We start from the raw sequence: 15,724 nt of genomic DNA on the forward strand, positions 1-15,724 counted from the left end.
GCTCCACCGCCCGCACCACTCGCTCACGGAGATCCATCGAGCACGGTTTACCCATCCAGGCTGGCCTCCTCCCAGCCAGCATGGTGAATCACATTCCCTCGCCCCTGGGAATCCCCTTCCGATTCTAACCAACCTCATTCCGCTCTAATCCTCGGGGGATGCTGCGTGCCGTCGTTCCAACGAGACTGGAGACGCACCCGGAGGGGATGGGGATGGGCCGCCGCCTGTGCCGCCGGTAACAGGCCGGCACGGGCGGCGCGACGCATCCTCCGGTGCGGCTGGGCAGGCCGGGATCGATCCGGCCGCCATCGATCAATGAGGGGACATGATGCGCAGCATCGACAGAGCGTTCTTCATCCTGGCCGTGCTGATGGCGCTGGCCGGCATGCTGCTGGGAATCCAGATGGGCATGGCCCATGACTTCCAGTTGGTGCCGGTGCACGCCCATATCAATCTCGTCGGCTGGGTCTCGCTCGCCCTGTTCGGGGTGGGCTACCGGCTGGGCTTCGCCAGGACGGGCGCGCTGGCCGTCATCCATTTCTGGGTCGCGGCCGCCGGTGCCATCCTGCTGCCGGCCGGCATCTATCTCGCGATAACGCAGGAGCAGCAGGCCGTGGTGATCATCGGCTCGCTGCTGACGCTGGCCTCGATGCTGCTGTTCCTGGTCAATGTCGTGCGGGCCTGGAACGCGCCCACCGCGGCCTGATCAGGCCAGCCAGGACGGCTTGCGCTTCTCCAGGAAGGCGGCGACGCCTTCCTTGCCTTCGTCGCCGGCGCGGATCGCGGCGATGCGGCGGGCGCAATCGTCCTCGACCTCGGCGGGCGCCTTGCCGGCCACGGCGGCGACCAGATCCTTGGCCGCCCGCACCGCCGCCGGGCCGTTGCCGCGCAGCGCCGCCAGGACCTGCCGGGCCGCCTCCTCCAGCCCGTCGCCCGACACCAGCTCATGCACCAGGCCCAGGCGCCGGGCCTCCACCGCGTCGAAGCGTTCGGCGGTCAGGAAATAGCGGCGCGCGGCGCGGGCGCCGATGGCGCGCACCACATAGGGGCTGATCACCGCCGGGATCAGGCCGAGCTTGACCTCGGACAGCGAGAATGCGGCAGCCTCGGTGGCGATGGCGATGTCGCAGCAGGCGACGAGGCCGACCCCGCCGCCATAGGCCGCGCCATGGACCAGGGCGACCGTCGGCTTGGGCAGCGTGTCGATGGTGCGCATCAGCGCCGCCAGGGCCTTGGCATCGGCCAGGTTGGCGGCCTCGTCATAGGCCGCCATGCGGCGCATCCAGTCGAGATCGGCGCCGGCCGAGAAGCTCTTGCCGGCACCGCGCAGCACCACGGCACGAACGGAGTCGTCGGCGCCCAGCCTGGCGAAGCCCGCCGTCAGCTCGGCGATGACGTGCTCGTCGAAGGCGTTGTGGCGGTCCGGCCGGTCCATCACAACCGTGCCGACGCCGTTCCCGATCTCGATCCGGACCGCGCTCATCGCACCACCCAGCTCAGCACCAGAAGGCCCAGCAGCGCCCAGACCACGCCGGCCACGATCGACCGGGCGATGAAGGCGCGGACGGAGGTGTACAGCAGGAACAGGCCGAGGATCAGCAGCGCGAAGGAGAAGATCGAGCTGTTCATCCCGATGGCCCGGGCCATGCCGTCGAGGAAATCGTTCACGGCGCCGCTGATGCCGCCGAACACGCCGCGGACGACGCGGATGATGAAGTGGATCAGCGTGCCCAGCGCCTCGCCGAGCCATTCGAAGAAGCTCTGCGACTCGAACACCGCCTGGCGGCCGCGCAGCAGGTCGTACAGGATCATCATATCCCCGTCACATCCGGAACACGCCGAAGCGGGTCGGCTCGATCGGCGCGTTCAGCGACGCCGACAGCGCCAAGGCCAGCACCCGCCGGCTGTCCGCCGGGTCGATCACCCCGTCGTCCCACAGCCGGGCCGAGGCATAGTAGGGATGGCCCTGCGTCTCGTACTGGTCGCGGATCGGCGCCTTGAACGCCTCCTCCTCCGCCTGCGGCCAGGTCTCGCCCTTGGCCTCGATGCCGTCGCGCCGCACCTGGGCCAGGACGTTGGCCGCCTGCTCGCCGCCCATCACCGAGATCCGGGCGTTCGGCCACATGAACAGGAAGCGCGGCCCGTAGGCGCGCCCGCACATGCCGTAATTGCCGGCGCCGAAGCTGCCGCCGATCATCAGGGTCAGCTTCGGCACCTGGGCGGAGGCCACGGCGGTGACCAGCTTGGCGCCGTCCTTGGCGATGCCGCCGCGCTCGTATTTCGAGCCGACCATGAAGCCGGTGATGTTCTGCAGGAACAGCAGCGGGATGCCGCGCTGGCAGCACAGCTCGACGAAATGCGCCCCCTTCAGCGCGCTTTCCGAGAACAGGATGCCGTTGTTGGCGACAATGCCCACCGGGATGCCCCAGAGATGGGCGAAGCCGCAGACCAGCGTGGTGCCGTACAGCGCCTTGAACTCGTCGAACTCCGACCCGTCGACCAGGCGCGCGATCACCTCGCGCACGTCGAAGGGCTTCCGCAGGTCGGTGCCGACGATGCCGTAGAGGTCGGCGGCCGGGTACAGCGGCTCCGCCGGGTCGCGCAGCGCCAGGGCCGGGCGCTTGACCCGGTTCAGGTCGGCGACGATGCGGCGGGCGATGGCCAGGGCATGGTGGTCGTCCTGGGCGTAGTGGTCGGTGACGCCGGAGATGCGGCTGTGCACGTCGGCGCCACCGAGATCCTCGGCCGACACCTCCTCGCCGGTCGCGGCCTTCACCAGCGGCGGGCCGCCGAGGAAGATGGTGCCCTGGCCCTTGACGATGATGGATTCGTCCGACATCGCCGGGACATAGGCGCCGCCGGCGGTGCAGGAGCCCATCACCACCGCGATCTGCGGGATGCCGGCGGCCGACATCGTCGCCTGGTTGTAGAAGATCCGGCCGAAATGGTCGCGGTCGGGGAAGACCTGGTCCTGCAGCGGCAGGAAGGCGCCGCCGGAATCGACCAGATAGAGGCAGGGCAGGTTGTTCTCGCGCGCGATCTCCTGCGCCCGCAGGTGCTTCTTCACCGTCAGCGGGTAATAGGTGCCGCCCTTCACCGTCGCGTCGTTGACGACGATCACGCATTCCTGGCCGGAGACCGGGCCGATGCCGGTGATGATGCCGGCGGCCGGGACGTCGTCGCGATAGACGTCGTGGCCGGCCAGCTGCGACAGCTCCAGGAACGGCGCGCCGGGGTCGAGCAGCGCGCGGATCCGCTCGCGAGGCAGCAGCTTGCCGCGGCCGACATGGCGGTCGCGGGCCGCCTGGCCGCCGCCCAGCTTGATCCGGGCCACGGTCGATTGCAGGTCGTCGACGGCCGTGCGCATGGCCGTCTCGTTGTCGCGGAAGGCGGCGGACCGGGTGTCGGCCGCGCTGTTCAGCACGGGCATGGGCGCTCCAGCTCGAGCCAAGGATGCCGCGCACCATGCCGGGATGAATGGGTCCGGGCAAGGGCAGAAAGATTATTGCCGGAAGGTCGTCGCGTCATGTCCGACAAGAAAGGGGGCCGAAGCCCCCTTTTCCCCTTCCAGCCGCTTTCAGAGCGCCGGACCGATCACGGGCACTGCGGGTCGCCCTTGGTGCACTGCGGGCCATTGGTGATGAGTTGGTTCGGCGCGCGATAGACATAGCGGTTGACGAGTTGGCCGTTCGGCCCAACCTCGGTGGTCGAGCTTTCGAGGGTCGAGCCCGGCGCCACATTGGCGGGCAGCGCCGACGGCGCCGCCGGAGTGCCGCCTGCCACGGCCGCAGGCTCCTGCGGCTGGGCGCAGGCGCCAAGCGCCAGGAGCGCAGCGAAACCGGAAAGCAGGGCGGTTCTACGAAGCGCGATGCGCATGGCACTAAACTCCTCTTTTATCATTATCGGTCTGGCCGCAGACGCGGCATTACCCCGATACAACACCGGAAGGGTGGTTCAGGCTCCCATCAATTTCAACCTTGAAACCTGCTAAATAGTTCCCGCCTCGATTCGCCTGGTCATGCCCAATCCGGGTTGGGGATGGCCTGATAGGCCTGCCGCAGGGCATCGGACCAGCGCTGGCGCAGGCCGGAGAAGTAGGGGTCGTCCTCGCCGACCCGCTTGCGCAGGGCCAGCTCCAGCGCGTCGCGGCGGTACAGCGCGATGTCGATCGGCAGCCCGACCGACAGGTTGCTGCGCAGCGTCGAATCCATCGACACCAGGCCGAGCTTGAGACCGTCGATCAGCGGCGTCTCGAACCGCGCGGCGCGGTCGAGGATCGGCTTGCCGTATTTGTGCTCGCCGATCTGCAGATAGGGCGTGTCGGCCGTCGCCTCGATGAAGTTGCCGGCCTGGTAGATCTCGAACAGGCGGCAGCGGCGCCCGGCGATCTGGCCGCCGAGCAGGAAGGAGGCGTTGAAGCCGCCGGCATGCTGCTCCATCGCCGGGCCGTCGCGGTTCCAGACCGCGCGCACCGCCTCGCCCACCAGCTCGGCGCAGCGGAACATCGACGGCGCGGTGGCCAGGCTCTCGCGCCCGTCATCGGCGTCGACCGCCTCGGACAGCAGGGCAACCACGGACTGGGTGACGGCGAGGTTGCCGGCGGTGAGCAGGACCATCACCCGGTCGCCCGGCCGCTCCCAGATGTGCATCTTGCGGAAGGTCGAGATGTTGTCGACCCCGGCATTGGTGCGGGTGTCGGCGATCATCACCAGCCCCTCTTCGAGCAGCAGGCCGAGGCAGTAGGTCATGCGAAGCGGTCCGGGATCATCGTGAAGGATCAGGCCTGCGCCTGGGTCTGGGCCTGGGTTTGCAGCTCACCGACGCGGATCACGACCTCCAGCGCCTCGGCGCCGCCGCCCTGGCGCAGGCCGCGGACCGGCGCGGCGTCGCGGTAGTCGAGGCCGATGGCGACCCGGACATAATGCTCGGTCGGGCAGATTCCGTTGGCGGCGTCGAAGCCGACCCAGCCGAGCCCGTCGATGAAGGCTTCCGCCCAGGCATGGCCCGCCGCCTGCTCGACGCTGCCGTCGGCCATCAACAGATAGCCCGAGACATAACGGGCCGGCAGGCCGAGATGGCGGGCGCAGGCGAGGAACACATGGGTGTGGTCCTGGCAGACGCCGGTGCCGGCGGCCAGCGCCTCGGCCGCGGTGGTGGCGGCATGGGTCAGGCCGGGCTGGAAGGCGATCCGGCCATGCACCGCCCGCATCAGGGCATGGGCCAGGGCCAGCGGCTCGCGCCCACCGGCGGCCACCTCTTCCGCCAGCGCGACCAGCGCCGCGTCCGTGCCGGCCAGCGGCGAGGAGCGCAGGTAGAAGGCGGCCGGGAACCGCTCCTGCGTCCCGGTGACGACGCCATGGGTGTCGCGGGTCTCGACCTCGCCCTCGACCAGCAGGGTCAGGGCATCGTGCGGCCGCTCCAGCGACAGCATGTCGACGATGTTGCCGTAGCCGTCCTCGCCGGTCGCGAGAGTCGCCCCGGCCGGCGGCACCACCCGCCAGCGCAGCACCTCCTGCCCGTCATGCGACTGGGGCGTCAGGCGCAGCGTCTGCAGGGTGCGGCTGACCGGGCTGTCGTAGCGGTAGCGGGTCTCGTGGCGGATCAGGAGGCGCATGGGCCGAGGCGGATCAGATCAGATAGGCCTTGCTGACCTCGAGGCCGAGGATGTTGTTCTGCTGGATGAACGCGGTCAGGTATTCGTGCAATCCGGTCGAGAAGATCGTGTCGATCCGGCCGTAGCGCAAGCGCGAATGCATCTCCCCGGCCAGCCGCTGGCATTCATGCTTGCGGCCGTAGAGGTCGGCCAGCTCGCCCAGCAGCTCGACCATCTCGCCGAGGCAGCCGGCCAGCGACCGCGGCATCTCCGGCCGCAGGATCAGGAGCTCGGCCACCTGCCAGGGCTTGATGCCGTCGCGATAGAGGTAGGAGTAGCTGCCGAGCGCGGAGGCGCCGCGCAGGATCGCCGTCCACTGGTAGAAGTCGAGGCCGCCGCCGACCTCCTCATTCGCCGGCAGCAGCACATGGTACTTCACGTCGAGCAGCCGGGCGGTGTTGTCGGCCCGCTCCAGCATGGTGCCGAGCTGCAGGAAGATATGGGCGTCGTCGCGCAGCATGGTGTCGGCGACGGCGCCGTGGAACAGCAGCGCCCGCTCCTTCACCCATTCCAGCAGGTCGCGCAGGTCGCCGCCGGCGATCCGCCCCTCGCGGGAATCGAGGTCCAGCCAGGTGGCGTTCAGCGTCTCCCACATCGGCCGGGTCAGCGCCGCGCGCACCGCCCGCCCGTTGGCCCGCGCCCGCTGCAGGCAGGAGCGGATGCTGGTCGGGTTGTCGGGGCTGCGGGCGATGTAGTCGACCACGGCGGCCGGGGTCGCCCGCTCATGCGTCTTGTAGAACCCCTCCTGGCAGCCGGAGATGACGACGGCGGAATGCCATTCGTCCTGCCGCGCGCCGCCGCTGTTCGGCGTCAGCGCCATGCGGTCGGCCACCTCCAGGATGCGGGCCAGGTTCTCGGCGCGCTCGATGTAGCGGCCGAGCCAGTAGAGGCTGTCGGCGGTGCGGCTCAGCATCCCGATCGTCCTGCCTTGATGTCCTGCACCGTCATGCCGTCAGCACCCAGGTGTCCTTGGTGCCGCCTCCCTGGCTGGAATTGACCACCAGCGAGCCTTCGCGCAGCGCCACCCGGGTCAGCCCGCCCGGCACGATCCGGACCTGGTCCTGGCCGGTCAGGACGAAGGGGCGAAGATCGACATGGCGCGGCGCCACGCCCTGCTCGACGAAGGTCGGGCAGGTCGACAGCGCCAGGGTCGGCTGGGCGATGAACAGGTCGGGCTGCGCCTTGACCCGCTCGGCATAGGCCTCGCGCTCGGCCCGGCTGGCGGTCGGCCCGACCAGCATGCCGTAGCCACCCGACCCCGCCACCTCCTTGACCACCAGCTCCGCCAGGTTGGCCAGGACATGGGCGCATTCGTCGGGCTTGGAGCAGTCCCAGGTCGGGACGTTCTTCAGGATCGGCTCCTCGCCCAGATAGAAGCGGATCATCGCCGGGACGTGGATGTACATCGCCTTGTTGTCGGCGATGCCGGTGCCCATGGCGTTGGCCAGGGAGACGTTGCCGGCGCGGTAGGCGTGATACAGGCCAGGGACGCCGAGCACCGAATCCGGGTTGAACACCAGCGGGTCGATGAAGTCGTCGTCGATCCGGCGGTAGATCACGTCGACCCGCTTCGGCCCGCGGGTGGTGCGCATGTAGACCACGGCGTCGCGCACGAACAGGTCCGGCCCCTCGACCAGCTCGATGCCCATGCGGTCGGCCAGGAAGCTGTGCTCGAAATAGGCGCTGTTGTAGATGCCGGGGGTCAGGAGGGCGACCGTCGGCTCGCCCTCGCAATTGCGCGGCGCCACCGATGTCAGCGTCGCCAGCAGCTCCTGCGGGTAATGCTCGACCGGCGCCACGCTGTGCCGAGCGAACAGGTCCGGGAACAGCCGCATCATCATCTCGCGGCCTTCCAGCATGTAGGAGACGCCGGACGGGGTCCGGGCATTGTCCTCCAGCACATAGAAGTCGTTCGGCCCGACCCGGACGATGTCGATGCCGGCGATGTGGGTGTAGATGCCGCCGGGCGGATCCAGCCCCTGCATCTCCGGCAGGTAGCCGGGGTTGTGCAGCACCAGCCGCTCCGGCACCTGGCCGGCGCGCAGGATCTCCTGGTCGTGATAGACGTCGTGCAGGAAGGCGTTGAGCGCCTTCACCCGCTGCACCAGCCCCTGCTCGAGATGCCGCCACTCGGCGGCGTCGAGCACCCGGGGCATGATGTCGAAGGGGATCAGCCGCTCGGGATCGCCGCCCTCGCCATAGACCGCGAAGGTGATGCCGATGCGGCGGAACAGCGCCGCCGCCTCCCGGCGCTTGAGATCGAAGACCGAGGCCGGCGTCGCCGCCAGCCAATCCGCCAGGGCCGCATAGGGGGACCGGACCGGTCCGCTGCCCATCTCGTCGAATGCCTGCACCATTCCTCCGGCACGTCCCTGCTCGACGAAACCATCAAGCAAGGCATGTGCCATGGATCGCAAGCAAAATTCTGCGGCGCCTCGCGGGGAATGCCTAAAATTCCAGCAAGGCTTGCCGGATCAATAGGCGTAGGCGGTGAAGACCGGGTCGACCGAGCCGCCCCATTCGGTCTCGTAGCGGCGCAGCATCTCCGACGCCTGGGTCTCGCCGCTGTCGGCGATGCGCTGCAGATCGTTGAGGAAGCCCTCCTCGGTGCCGCCGATCGCGTCGGTGTGGGCCCGGGCGGCGAGGCCCTGGCGGGCGATCGCCAGCACCCGCAGCGCCACGTCGCGCACCGTGCCGCCGCGGAACGGGGTGGCGAGGCCGAGCCGCGGCACGTCGCGGCGCAGCGCCGCCCGTTCTTCCGTGGTCCAGTCCTTGACCAGGTCCCAGGCGGCGTCCAGCGCCGTGCCGTCATAGAGCAGCCCGACCCAGAGCGCCGGCAGGGCGCACAGGCGCGACCACGGCCCGCCATCGGCGCCACGCATCTCCAGGAACTTCTTCAGCCGCACCTCGGGGAAGGCGGTGGTCAGGTGGTCGGCCCAGTCGTTCAGCGTCGGCAGCTGGCCCGGATAGACCGCCAGCTTGCCCTTGAGGAAGTCGCGGAAGCTGTGGCCGGCGGCGTCGATGTAGCGGCCGTCGCGGTAGACGAAGTACATCGGCACGTCGAGCAGGTAGTCGACATAGCGCTCGAAGCCGAAGCCCTCCTCGAACACGAAGGGCAGGTCGCCGGTGCGGTCGGGATCCGTGTCGGTCCAGATATGGCTGCGCATGCTCTGGAAGCCGTTCGGCTTGCCCTCGGTGAAGGGCGAGTTGGCGAACAGCGCCGTGGCGATCGGCTGCAGCGCCAGGCTGGCCCGGAACTTCTTCACCATGTCGGCTTCGGAGGCGAAGTCGAGATTGACCTGCACCGTGCAGGTGCGGGTCATCATGTCGAGGCCGAGCGAGCCGCGCTTCGGCATGTAGTCGCGCATGATCTTGTAGCGGCCCTTGGGCATCCAGGGGATGTCCTCGCGCCGCCATTTCGGCTGGAAGCCCAGGCCGATCATGCCGATGCCGAGCTGCGCCCCGACCTTCTTCACCAGCGCCAGGTGGTCCGCCACCTCGGCGCAGGTGTCGTGGATGCTGCGCAGCGGCGCGCCCGACAGCTCGACCTGGCCGCCCGGCTCCAGCGTCACCGAGGCCTTGTCGCGGGCCAACGCGATCAGGTTGCCGTTCTCCTCCACCCGCTCCCAGCCGCAGCCGGCCAGGCCCTCGAGCACGGCGCGGATGCCGTCCGGCCCGTCAAAGGGCAGCGGCTTCAGGTCCGACAGGCGGAAGGCGAACTTCTCGTGCTCGGTGCCGATGCGCCAGTCCTCGGGCGGCTTCGACCCGGCGGCGAGATAGTCGACGAGCTGCGCCTTGCTCTCGATCGGTGCGGCGCTGGCGCTCTGGGGACCGGACATGGGCGAGTACTCGGGTGTCGGGATAAGCGGGGTATCAGACGCGATGCGGCGGCCGGCCGCGCCCGTCGCCGGCCAGGGATTGCCAGACCGCGAGCGCGGCGATGGCCGCCGTGTCGGCGCGCAGAATACGAGGGCCGAGGCCGACCGGTCGAACAAATTCGTGACGAATCAGGGCATCCAGCTCCGCCGGCGCGAAGCCGCCTTCCGGGCCGACCAGCAGCGCGGCGGGACCGGCTGCTTCCGCCGCGGCCTCGGCCAGGGGGCGCGCGGCGCCGGCTTCGGCGCAGACCAGCAGGATCCGCCCCGCGGGCCAGCCGGCCAGCAGGGCGTCGAGCCCGACCGGGTCGCGCACCTCCGGCACGTCCAGCCGCTCGCATTGCTCGGCCGCGGCCACGGCATGGGCGCGCAGCCGGTCGAGATTGACGCGCTGGACGTCGGTGAAGCGGGTGAAGACCGGCTGCAGCACGGCGGCGCCGAGCTCGGTCCCCTTCTCCACCACCGCGTCGATCGCATCCTTCTTCACCGGGGCGAAGCACAGCCAGAGGTCCGGCGCGGGGGCCGGCGGGCGCAGCCGCCGTTCCGCCAGGGCCGAGCCGCCGGCCTTGGTCAGCGTCTCGAGCCGCGCCAGCCACTCACCGTCGCGCGGGTTGAACAGGCGCAGCCCCGCGCCGGGGGCCAGGCGCAGCACCCCGCGCAGGTGATGCGCCTGAGGTTCGGACAAGGCCACGGCCCGCCCCTCCCCGAGGGGGGCATCGACATGCAGGCGGGTGCGCGGCAGGGCGTCGGAGGTCATGCGCGGACGCTAGCCGCTGGCCGGGCACCCGGCAACGTGTCCTTGGGAGGACAACGGGGCACTCGGTTGCAAGCAATGCGATGCCGGATGCCTTCGCGTTGCCTCTCCCGCCTGCAGGACCTTCAGAATTCCAGGCACCGTCATCGCAACCCGGCCCCCGGATGGCTTCGTCCGCTTCACCTCCTTGCCGTGACAGGACCGAAGCCTCTTGACTTTATGTTCCCTATATGTTCTCATCATCGGATGGCCGATATTACCAGGACCGAGACTGAGATCGCTGCCCCGCCGGATCCGGACGAGGCCGATGACGCGATCCTGTCCGGCCTGATCGAGCTCGGCATGGCGATGGCGCGGGCGTTCCAGGCGGACGCCATCGCCGCCCTGCAGGCCGACGACCTCGACCGCGCCGGCAAGGCCGAAACTCATTTCAGCCGCCTCTTTCTCGGCATCCGCCGTGCCATCGCGCTGCGGGCCAGGCTGCGCCAGCAGCGGGAGGAGGCCCAGCGTGGGATCGAGCAGGACCGGGACGAGCGCGTGGCCCTGGCGGCCGACCGCCGCCGCCGCGTCGCCCAGGGCGTCACCGGCGCCATCGCGGCCGCGACCGCCGATCCCGACACGCGGGACCGGCAGATCGCCGATCTCTGGGACCGGCTGGCCGGCGACCATGCCGACGGCCGCGACAGGGCCGACAGGGCCCTGCCGATCGAAGACCTGATCCGCAGCCTGTGCCGCGCCCTCGGCATCCCGCCCGACCGGACCGCGATCGCCGCGGCCGTCGCCGGGACCCTGGAGGTGCCCGGCAGGACCAGGACGGGGACTGCGGGACGAAGGCCCATGCAAGGCTGGGTCCGCCCTGCGGATGCGCCCGCCCTCACCCGGCCTCCGCCGAGGCCGCCGGGACCGGACAGCGGCTGAGGCCCGGGCCGGCGCAAACGCATAAGTTCGGTTCGCAAGGCCGGCCTCAGGCCCGGCGGCGCTCCCGGGCCACCTGCTCGATGATCGCCTGGCGGTCCGGCATGCGGGCGCGGTTGCGCGCGGTGACCAGCTCGACGATCTCCGGCGCCGCGGTCTCGGGGCGGCCGGAATCGAAGGGCGGCGCCGGCGCGTATTCGAGCGACAGCTGGATCGCCTGCGCCGTCGCCTCATCCGCCAGCTCGGCCGCGAGGGTCAGGGCGAAGTCGATGCCGGCCGTGACGCCGCCGCCGGTGAACACATTGCCGTCGCGGACCACGCGGCCGGGATCGGGGATCGCGCCGAACAGGGCCAGCTGGTCGCGCCAGGCCCAGTGGCTGGCCGCCCGCCTGCCTTCCAGCAGCCCGGCGGCCGCCAGGATCAGCGACCCGGTGCAGACCGAGGTGACATAGCGGGCCGTGGCGGCCAGCCGGCGGATCTCGCCCAGGAACGCGTCGCTGCGCATGGCGTCGACGCAGCCGAAGCCGCCCGGCACGCACAGCACGTCGCAGGGCTCCACCTCCTCCAGCCGGGCCAGGCCGGCGAAGGTCAGCCCGTCGACCGTCACCGGCTCGCCGCCCAGCGAGGCGACGACGGTCCTGGCGCCGGGCAGCCGGGCCAGCACCTGGTGCGGGCCGGTGAAATCGAGATGGGTGACCCCGGGATAGATCGGGAAGACGATGACGGTGTCCATGGCGGCCTCCGGACGGGATTGACAGCCCTCAGTATCGCGACGCAGGGTGATGTCTGAAACGACATTGTTCCCTCGTTTACAGCCATGACTCGCGCGATCGGCTTCCTGGTCTTCCCCGGCTTCAACATCCTCGACCTGTCCGGGCCGCTGGCGGCCTTCGACACCGCGTCGCGGGACCGCGCGCCGCCGCCCTACCGGCTGCGGGTGATCTCAGAACGGGGCGGCGCGGTGGCGAGCTCCGCCGGCCTGCCGGTGCTGACCGAGCCCCTGGACGGCGAGCCACTGGACACGCTGGTGGCCGTCGGCGGCCGCGGGGTGGCGCAGGCGCTGGACTCGGCGCCGCTGCTCGGCTTCATCCGCGGCGCGACCGCGGCCCGGCGGGTCACCAGCGTCTGCACCGGCGCCTTCCTGCTGGCCGCGGCCGGCCTGCTGGACGGACGGCGCGCCACCACCCATTGGCTGCAGGCGGCGGCGCTGCAGCGGCTGCACCCGCGGGTGCGGGTCGAGGCGGACCGGATCTTCGTCAGGGACGGCCCGGTCTGGTCCTCGGCCGGGATCACCGCCGGCATCGACCTGGCGCTGGCGCTGATCGAGGAGGATCTGGGCGTCGACGCCGCCCGTGCCGTGGCCCGGACCCTGGTGGTCTATCACCGCCGGCCCGGCGGCCAGTCGCAGTTCTCCGCCCTGCTCGACCTCGCCCCGGCCTCGGACCGGATCCAGGCCGCGCTGGGCTTCGCGCGCGAGCATCTGCGCGAGCCGCTTCCCGTCGATCGCCTGGCCGAGGCGGCGTGCCTGAGCCCGCGCCAGTTCGGCCGCGCCTTCCTGGCCGAGACCGGACAGACCCCGGCCAAGGCGGTGGAGCGGCTGCGGGCCGAGGCGGCCCGGCCGCGGATCGAGGACGGCGCCGAGCCGATCGAAGCGATCGCGCGCGATGTCGGCTTCAGCGATCCGGAACGGATGCGCCGGGCCTTCCTGCGCTGCTTCGGCCAGCCGCCTCAGGCGATGCGGCGCGGCCGGCGCGGCTCGGCGCCGGCGATGCATCCTTGAGCGCAGCGTCGATCTCGGCCTTTGCCGGCGGCCCGCAACGGCGGTACTGATGCGCCAGCACGCGCCATCGGCGACAGGACCATGACCGACACCGCCTCCGACATCCGGACCCAGAGCCGGCTGCTCCGCTGGGCGCCGCCCGGCGTCCGGCCCTACCTGACCCTGGCCCGGCTGGACCGGCCGAAGCCGGTCATGCTGCTGCTCTACCCCTGCTGGTGGGGGCTGGCGATGGCGCCCAGGCCCATTGGAGTCGAGGGGGCGGGGTTCGGCTGGACCGATCTCTGGTACGCCGTGCTGTTCGGCATCGGCGCGCTGGTGATGCGCGGCGCCGGCTGCACGGTGAACGACATCCTGGACCGCGACTTCGACGGCCGGGTGGCGCGCACCCGCACCCGCCCGATCCCCAGCGGCGCGGTCAGCCCGACCCAGGCGGTGCTGTTCCTGATCGCCCAGCTGCTGGTGGGCTTCCTGATCCTGGTCCAGTTCAACAGCACCACCGTCGGGCTGGGCATCGCCTCGCTGCTGGTGGTCTTCACCTATCCGCTGATGAAGCGGATCACCTGGTGGCCGCAATTCTTCCTGGGCCTGGCCTTCAACTGGGGCGCGCTGGTCGGCTGGACCGCGGTGACCGGCGGGCTGGCCCTGCCGTCGCTGATCCTGTTCGCCGCCGGCATCTGCTGGACCCTGGGCTACGACACGATCTACGCGCTGCAGGACATCGAGGACGACGCCCGCATCGGCCTCAAATCGACCGCCCGGCTGTTCGGCGGCGCCACCCGGCGCTGGGTCGCCGGCTTCTACGCGCTGACCGTGCTCGGCATCGGCGCCGCCGGCCTCCTGGCCGGGCTGGCGCCCCTGCCCTTCCTGGTGCCGCTGGCCCTTGCCGCGGCGCAGCTGGCCTGGCAGGTGGCGACGCTGGTGCCCGACCGACCGGCCGACTGCCTGGCCAAGTTCAACTCGAACCGCTGGTTCGGCCTGCTGGTGCTGGCCGGGCTTGTCGCCGGACGGGCCATCGCCTAGCCGCCGAGATACTTCGCCAAGGCGATGGCGTTGTTCTGCCGCTCGTCACGGCTGGCATAGAGCAGCGTGACCCAGCCGTCCTTGCTCTTCTGCCGCAGGAAGGCCACCGCATTGGGATGAGCGTCCAGCTCGGCCGTGTAGCGATGGCAGAATTCCGGCCATTTCTCCGGCGCGGAATGCAGCCAGCGGCGCAGCTCGTCGCTCGGGGCCACGGTCTTGAGCCAGAGGTCGAGCGCGGCCTCGTCCTTGGTCAGGCCGCGCGGCCACAGCCGGTCAACCAGAACGCGGAAACCGTCGCCCTCCTCGGGCGGGTCGTAGACGCGCTTGACCCGGATCATGAGCCCGCCTCGCCGCGCTTCCGCGGCTTGGGCTCGGCCTTCGGCTTCGGGTCCAGCCCGGCATAGGCCGGGTCGATCTCATGCAGGTAGCAGGGCGGGGAGCTACACTCCCCGATCTCCTCTTCGGCCGGGCCGTCCTTCGGCCGGGCCGGGGCATGGCGGGTCGCCATCTCACTCGTTTCCTCATCTGCAGCGACGGTCTGCGCCGCCGCCATTGCCCCGAATCTTCCGCATTCCGGCGCGCGACATCAAGAGTCCGTGGCTCAACGCCGCCTTGCAGGATAGGAAGGGCGGCCATGGACGACATCGACGCCTTCATCCGCGCCAACACGGCGCCGACCCGCACGCCCCTGCTGCCCGAGCTGGTGCTGCACCTCGCCACCGAGGTGACGCCGCTGTGGCAGGCGACCGAGGAGACGCTGCGCCGCACCGGCCTGCCGCCGCCCTACTGGGCCTTCGCCTGGGTCGGCGGCCAGGCGGTGGCGCGGCACATCCTGGACCGTCCGGACAGCGTGGCCGGGAAGCGGGTGTTCGACTTCGCCGCCGGCTCCGGCATCGTCGCGCTGGCCGCGTCCCGGGCCGGTGCCGCCGCGGTGACGGCGGCGGAGATCGACCCGATCGCCGTGGCGGCGATCCGGCTGAACGCGGCGGCCAATGGCTGCGCGGTCGCGGCCGACAGCGGCGACCGGATCGGCGACGCGCTGGACGGGTTCGACATCGTGACCGCCGGCGACGTCTGCTACGAGAAGCCGATGTCGGACCGGGTCATGCCCTGGCTGCGGGCGCTGGCCGGCGCCGGCAAGACCGTGCTGCTGGGCGACCCCGGCCGCGCCTATCGGCCGCAGGACGGGCTGGAGGAGATCGCCCGCCACCAGGTGCCGACCAGCGTCGAGATCGAGGACCGCGCCGTGCGCGAGGCCGTGGTCTGGCGCGTGCTGCCGGGCTGAGCCTTCCGGCGGGGGCGGCTCACCCTCACCTGGAGCAAGGATCCTTGTCACTCATCCCAAACCGTCATTGCGAGGAGGCGAAGCCGACGAAGCAATCCAGGGGCGGTGCGCACCGGCCCCTGGATTGCTTCGCTGCGCTCGCAATGACGGCGTTGGAATTCCGAAAAGGTCGCGAAGGAGAGGCGAAGCAATACCCCCCCTCCCTCTCCTCGGGAAAGGGAGGGTGATGGGGGACCGCCTCAGTTGGTGGTCGGGGCCGCCGGCGTCGTGGTCGCGGGAGCGGCCGGAGCAGTCGCCGGAGGCGGGGTGACCGGCGCCGCCGGAGTCGCCGGGGCGACAGGCTCGGTCACGGCCGGGGCCGCGGGCGCGGCGGGAACCGCGGGAGCCGGCGCGGCGGGGGTGGCCGGCGTGGCCGGAGCCGGGGTCGCCGGAGCCCCCGGGG

Annotated in this window: 19 protein-coding genes; 6 read left to right on the forward strand and 13 right to left on the reverse strand. The window is 70.9% G+C overall.

Translation table 11 applies throughout. The features are described 5' to 3' along the window. The first annotated feature begins 325 nt into the window (after positions 1–325). On the forward strand, positions 326–706 hold the full coding sequence (locus tag BWR60_RS32355) for a cbb3-type cytochrome c oxidase subunit I (RefSeq protein ID WP_218823777.1): 381 nt from the start codon (positions 326–328) through the stop codon (positions 704–706). Here BWR60_RS32355 and BWR60_RS32360 read toward each other — a convergent pair whose 3' ends face one another. The 10 genes from BWR60_RS32360 to BWR60_RS32405 all read right to left on the reverse strand — a co-directional run bounded on the left by BWR60_RS32360 (position 707) and on the right by BWR60_RS32405 (position 10,285). Then, entirely contained in the window at positions 707–1,483 is a 777-nt protein-coding gene (locus tag BWR60_RS32360) for an enoyl-CoA hydratase-related protein (protein ID WP_088156817.1), read from the reverse strand. It lies immediately after the preceding gene. Further along, positions 1,480–1,815 (reverse strand): hypothetical protein, encoded by a 336-nt coding sequence (locus tag BWR60_RS32365; RefSeq protein WP_218823778.1) that lies wholly within the window; start codon positions 1,813–1,815, stop codon positions 1,480–1,482. The genes BWR60_RS32360 and BWR60_RS32365 overlap by 4 nt, the downstream gene beginning before the upstream one ends. Positions 1,816–1,822: 7 nt before the next feature. Then, the gene (locus BWR60_RS32370) at positions 1,823–3,430 is read right to left on the reverse strand and encodes a carboxyl transferase domain-containing protein (RefSeq protein WP_088156819.1); all 1,608 of its coding nucleotides are present in this window, start codon (positions 3,428–3,430) and stop codon (positions 1,823–1,825) included. A gap of 164 nt (positions 3,431–3,594) precedes the next feature. Continuing rightward, positions 3,595–3,876, reverse strand: a complete 282-nt coding sequence (locus BWR60_RS32375) for a hypothetical protein (RefSeq protein ID WP_144445839.1) — start codon at positions 3,874–3,876, stop codon at positions 3,595–3,597. 140 nt (positions 3,877–4,016) lie between these two features. Next, positions 4,017–4,748: a peptidase gene (locus tag BWR60_RS32380; RefSeq protein ID WP_088156823.1), complete on the reverse strand. Its 732-nt coding sequence runs from the start codon at positions 4,746–4,748 to the stop codon at positions 4,017–4,019. Positions 4,749–4,777: 29 nt separating this feature from the next. Continuing rightward, a complete protein-coding gene (locus BWR60_RS32385; RefSeq protein ID WP_088156825.1) occupies positions 4,778–5,614 on the reverse strand; it encodes a transglutaminase family protein in 837 nt (278 codons plus the stop codon). A gap of 13 nt (positions 5,615–5,627) precedes the next feature. Continuing rightward, positions 5,628–6,566: an alpha-E domain-containing protein gene (locus tag BWR60_RS32390; protein WP_088156827.1), complete on the reverse strand. Its 939-nt coding sequence runs from the start codon at positions 6,564–6,566 to the stop codon at positions 5,628–5,630. Between the two features lie 31 nt (positions 6,567–6,597). After that, positions 6,598–8,010 carry a circularly permuted type 2 ATP-grasp protein gene (locus BWR60_RS32395; RefSeq protein ID WP_088156829.1) on the reverse strand — a complete coding sequence of 471 codons (1,413 nt, stop codon included), beginning with the start codon at positions 8,008–8,010 and terminating at the stop codon, positions 6,598–6,600. A 117-nt stretch (positions 8,011–8,127) separates the two neighbouring features. Beyond that, positions 8,128–9,492: a glutamate--cysteine ligase gene (locus tag BWR60_RS32400; RefSeq protein ID WP_088156831.1), complete on the reverse strand. Its 1,365-nt coding sequence runs from the start codon at positions 9,490–9,492 to the stop codon at positions 8,128–8,130. 34 nt (positions 9,493–9,526) lie between these two features. Next, on the reverse strand, positions 9,527–10,285 hold the full coding sequence (locus BWR60_RS32405; RefSeq protein WP_088156833.1) for a 16S rRNA (uracil(1498)-N(3))-methyltransferase: 759 nt from the start codon (positions 10,283–10,285) through the stop codon (positions 9,527–9,529). A 243-nt stretch (positions 10,286–10,528) separates the two neighbouring features. Here BWR60_RS32405 and BWR60_RS32410 point away from each other — a divergent pair, with 243 nt between their 5' ends. Further along, on the forward strand, positions 10,529–11,200 hold the full coding sequence (locus BWR60_RS32410) for a hypothetical protein (protein ID WP_088156835.1): 672 nt from the start codon (positions 10,529–10,531) through the stop codon (positions 11,198–11,200). A gap of 46 nt (positions 11,201–11,246) precedes the next feature. Here the strand turns inward: BWR60_RS32410 and BWR60_RS32415 are convergent, their stop codons facing one another. Continuing rightward, positions 11,247–11,930 (reverse strand): DJ-1/PfpI family protein, encoded by a 684-nt coding sequence (locus BWR60_RS32415; RefSeq protein WP_088156837.1) that lies wholly within the window; start codon positions 11,928–11,930, stop codon positions 11,247–11,249. A gap of 84 nt (positions 11,931–12,014) precedes the next feature. Here BWR60_RS32415 and BWR60_RS32420 point away from each other — a divergent pair, with 84 nt between their 5' ends. Further along, complete coding sequence (locus tag BWR60_RS32420) at positions 12,015–12,977, forward strand: GlxA family transcriptional regulator (RefSeq protein ID WP_088156839.1); 963 nt, start codon at positions 12,015–12,017, stop codon at positions 12,975–12,977. An 81-nt stretch (positions 12,978–13,058) separates the two neighbouring features. After that, entirely contained in the window at positions 13,059–13,997 is a 939-nt protein-coding gene (ubiA, locus tag BWR60_RS32425; protein WP_088156841.1) for a 4-hydroxybenzoate octaprenyltransferase, read from the forward strand. On the opposite strand, the gene BWR60_RS32430 is transcribed toward ubiA, so the two are convergent. Together BWR60_RS32430 and BWR60_RS37395 are read right to left on the reverse strand one after the other, a co-directional pair. Next, on the reverse strand, positions 13,994–14,335 hold the full coding sequence (locus BWR60_RS32430) for a DUF488 domain-containing protein (protein WP_088156843.1): 342 nt from the start codon (positions 14,333–14,335) through the stop codon (positions 13,994–13,996). The two genes, ubiA and BWR60_RS32430, sit on opposite strands and share 4 nt — an antisense overlap. Next, on the reverse strand, positions 14,332–14,505 hold the full coding sequence (locus BWR60_RS37395) for a hypothetical protein (protein ID WP_161790509.1): 174 nt from the start codon (positions 14,503–14,505) through the stop codon (positions 14,332–14,334). The genes BWR60_RS32430 and BWR60_RS37395 overlap by 4 nt, the downstream gene beginning before the upstream one ends. Positions 14,506–14,631: 126 nt before the next feature. Between BWR60_RS37395 and BWR60_RS32435 the strand changes: the two genes are divergently transcribed. Next, on the forward strand, positions 14,632–15,282 hold the full coding sequence (locus BWR60_RS32435; protein ID WP_088156845.1) for a class I SAM-dependent methyltransferase: 651 nt from the start codon (positions 14,632–14,634) through the stop codon (positions 15,280–15,282). 243 nt (positions 15,283–15,525) lie between these two features. After that, positions 15,526–15,724, forward strand: a 199-nt coding sequence (locus tag BWR60_RS37835) for a hypothetical protein (RefSeq protein ID WP_218823779.1), incomplete at its 3' end; no start/stop codon positions are given.

The sequence above is a fragment of the Inquilinus limosus genome (genome assembly GCF_002195995.1).
Classification (GTDB): Bacteria; Pseudomonadota; Alphaproteobacteria; order DSM-16000; family Inquilinaceae; genus Inquilinus; species Inquilinus limosus_C.

Excerpts from the sequence above, each read along its gene's own strand:
- BWR60_RS32375 (WP_144445839.1), bottom strand. The coding sequence starts at position 3,876 with ATGCGCATCGCGCTTCGTAGAACCGCCCTGCTTTCCGGTTTCGCTGCG.
- BWR60_RS32420 (WP_088156839.1), top strand. The coding sequence starts at position 12,015 with ATGACTCGCGCGATCGGCTTCCTGGTCTTCCCCGGCTTCAACATCCTC.
- BWR60_RS32365 (WP_218823778.1), bottom strand. The coding sequence starts at position 1,815 with ATGATGATCCTGTACGACCTGCTGCGCGGCCGCCAGGCGGTGTTCGAG.
- BWR60_RS32410 (WP_088156835.1), top strand. The coding sequence starts at position 10,529 with ATGGCCGATATTACCAGGACCGAGACTGAGATCGCTGCCCCGCCGGAT.
- ubiA (WP_088156841.1), top strand. The coding sequence starts at position 13,059 with ATGACCGACACCGCCTCCGACATCCGGACCCAGAGCCGGCTGCTCCGC.
- BWR60_RS32370 (WP_088156819.1), bottom strand. The coding sequence starts at position 3,430 with ATGCCCGTGCTGAACAGCGCGGCCGACACCCGGTCCGCCGCCTTCCGC.
- BWR60_RS32395 (WP_088156829.1), bottom strand. The coding sequence starts at position 8,010 with ATGGTGCAGGCATTCGACGAGATGGGCAGCGGACCGGTCCGGTCCCCC.
- BWR60_RS32390 (WP_088156827.1), bottom strand. The coding sequence starts at position 6,566 with ATGCTGAGCCGCACCGCCGACAGCCTCTACTGGCTCGGCCGCTACATC.
- BWR60_RS32435 (WP_088156845.1), top strand. The coding sequence starts at position 14,632 with ATGGACGACATCGACGCCTTCATCCGCGCCAACACGGCGCCGACCCGC.
- BWR60_RS32355 (WP_218823777.1), top strand. The coding sequence starts at position 326 with ATGATGCGCAGCATCGACAGAGCGTTCTTCATCCTGGCCGTGCTGATG.
- BWR60_RS32380 (WP_088156823.1), bottom strand. The coding sequence starts at position 4,748 with ATGACCTACTGCCTCGGCCTGCTGCTCGAAGAGGGGCTGGTGATGATC.
- BWR60_RS37395 (WP_161790509.1), bottom strand. The coding sequence starts at position 14,505 with ATGGCGACCCGCCATGCCCCGGCCCGGCCGAAGGACGGCCCGGCCGAA.
- BWR60_RS32400 (WP_088156831.1), bottom strand. The coding sequence starts at position 9,492 with ATGTCCGGTCCCCAGAGCGCCAGCGCCGCACCGATCGAGAGCAAGGCG.
- BWR60_RS32430 (WP_088156843.1), bottom strand. The coding sequence starts at position 14,335 with ATGATCCGGGTCAAGCGCGTCTACGACCCGCCCGAGGAGGGCGACGGT.
- BWR60_RS32405 (WP_088156833.1), bottom strand. The coding sequence starts at position 10,285 with ATGACCTCCGACGCCCTGCCGCGCACCCGCCTGCATGTCGATGCCCCC.
- BWR60_RS32360 (WP_088156817.1), bottom strand. The coding sequence starts at position 1,483 with ATGAGCGCGGTCCGGATCGAGATCGGGAACGGCGTCGGCACGGTTGTG.
- BWR60_RS32415 (WP_088156837.1), bottom strand. The coding sequence starts at position 11,930 with ATGGACACCGTCATCGTCTTCCCGATCTATCCCGGGGTCACCCATCTC.
- BWR60_RS32385 (WP_088156825.1), bottom strand. The coding sequence starts at position 5,614 with ATGCGCCTCCTGATCCGCCACGAGACCCGCTACCGCTACGACAGCCCG.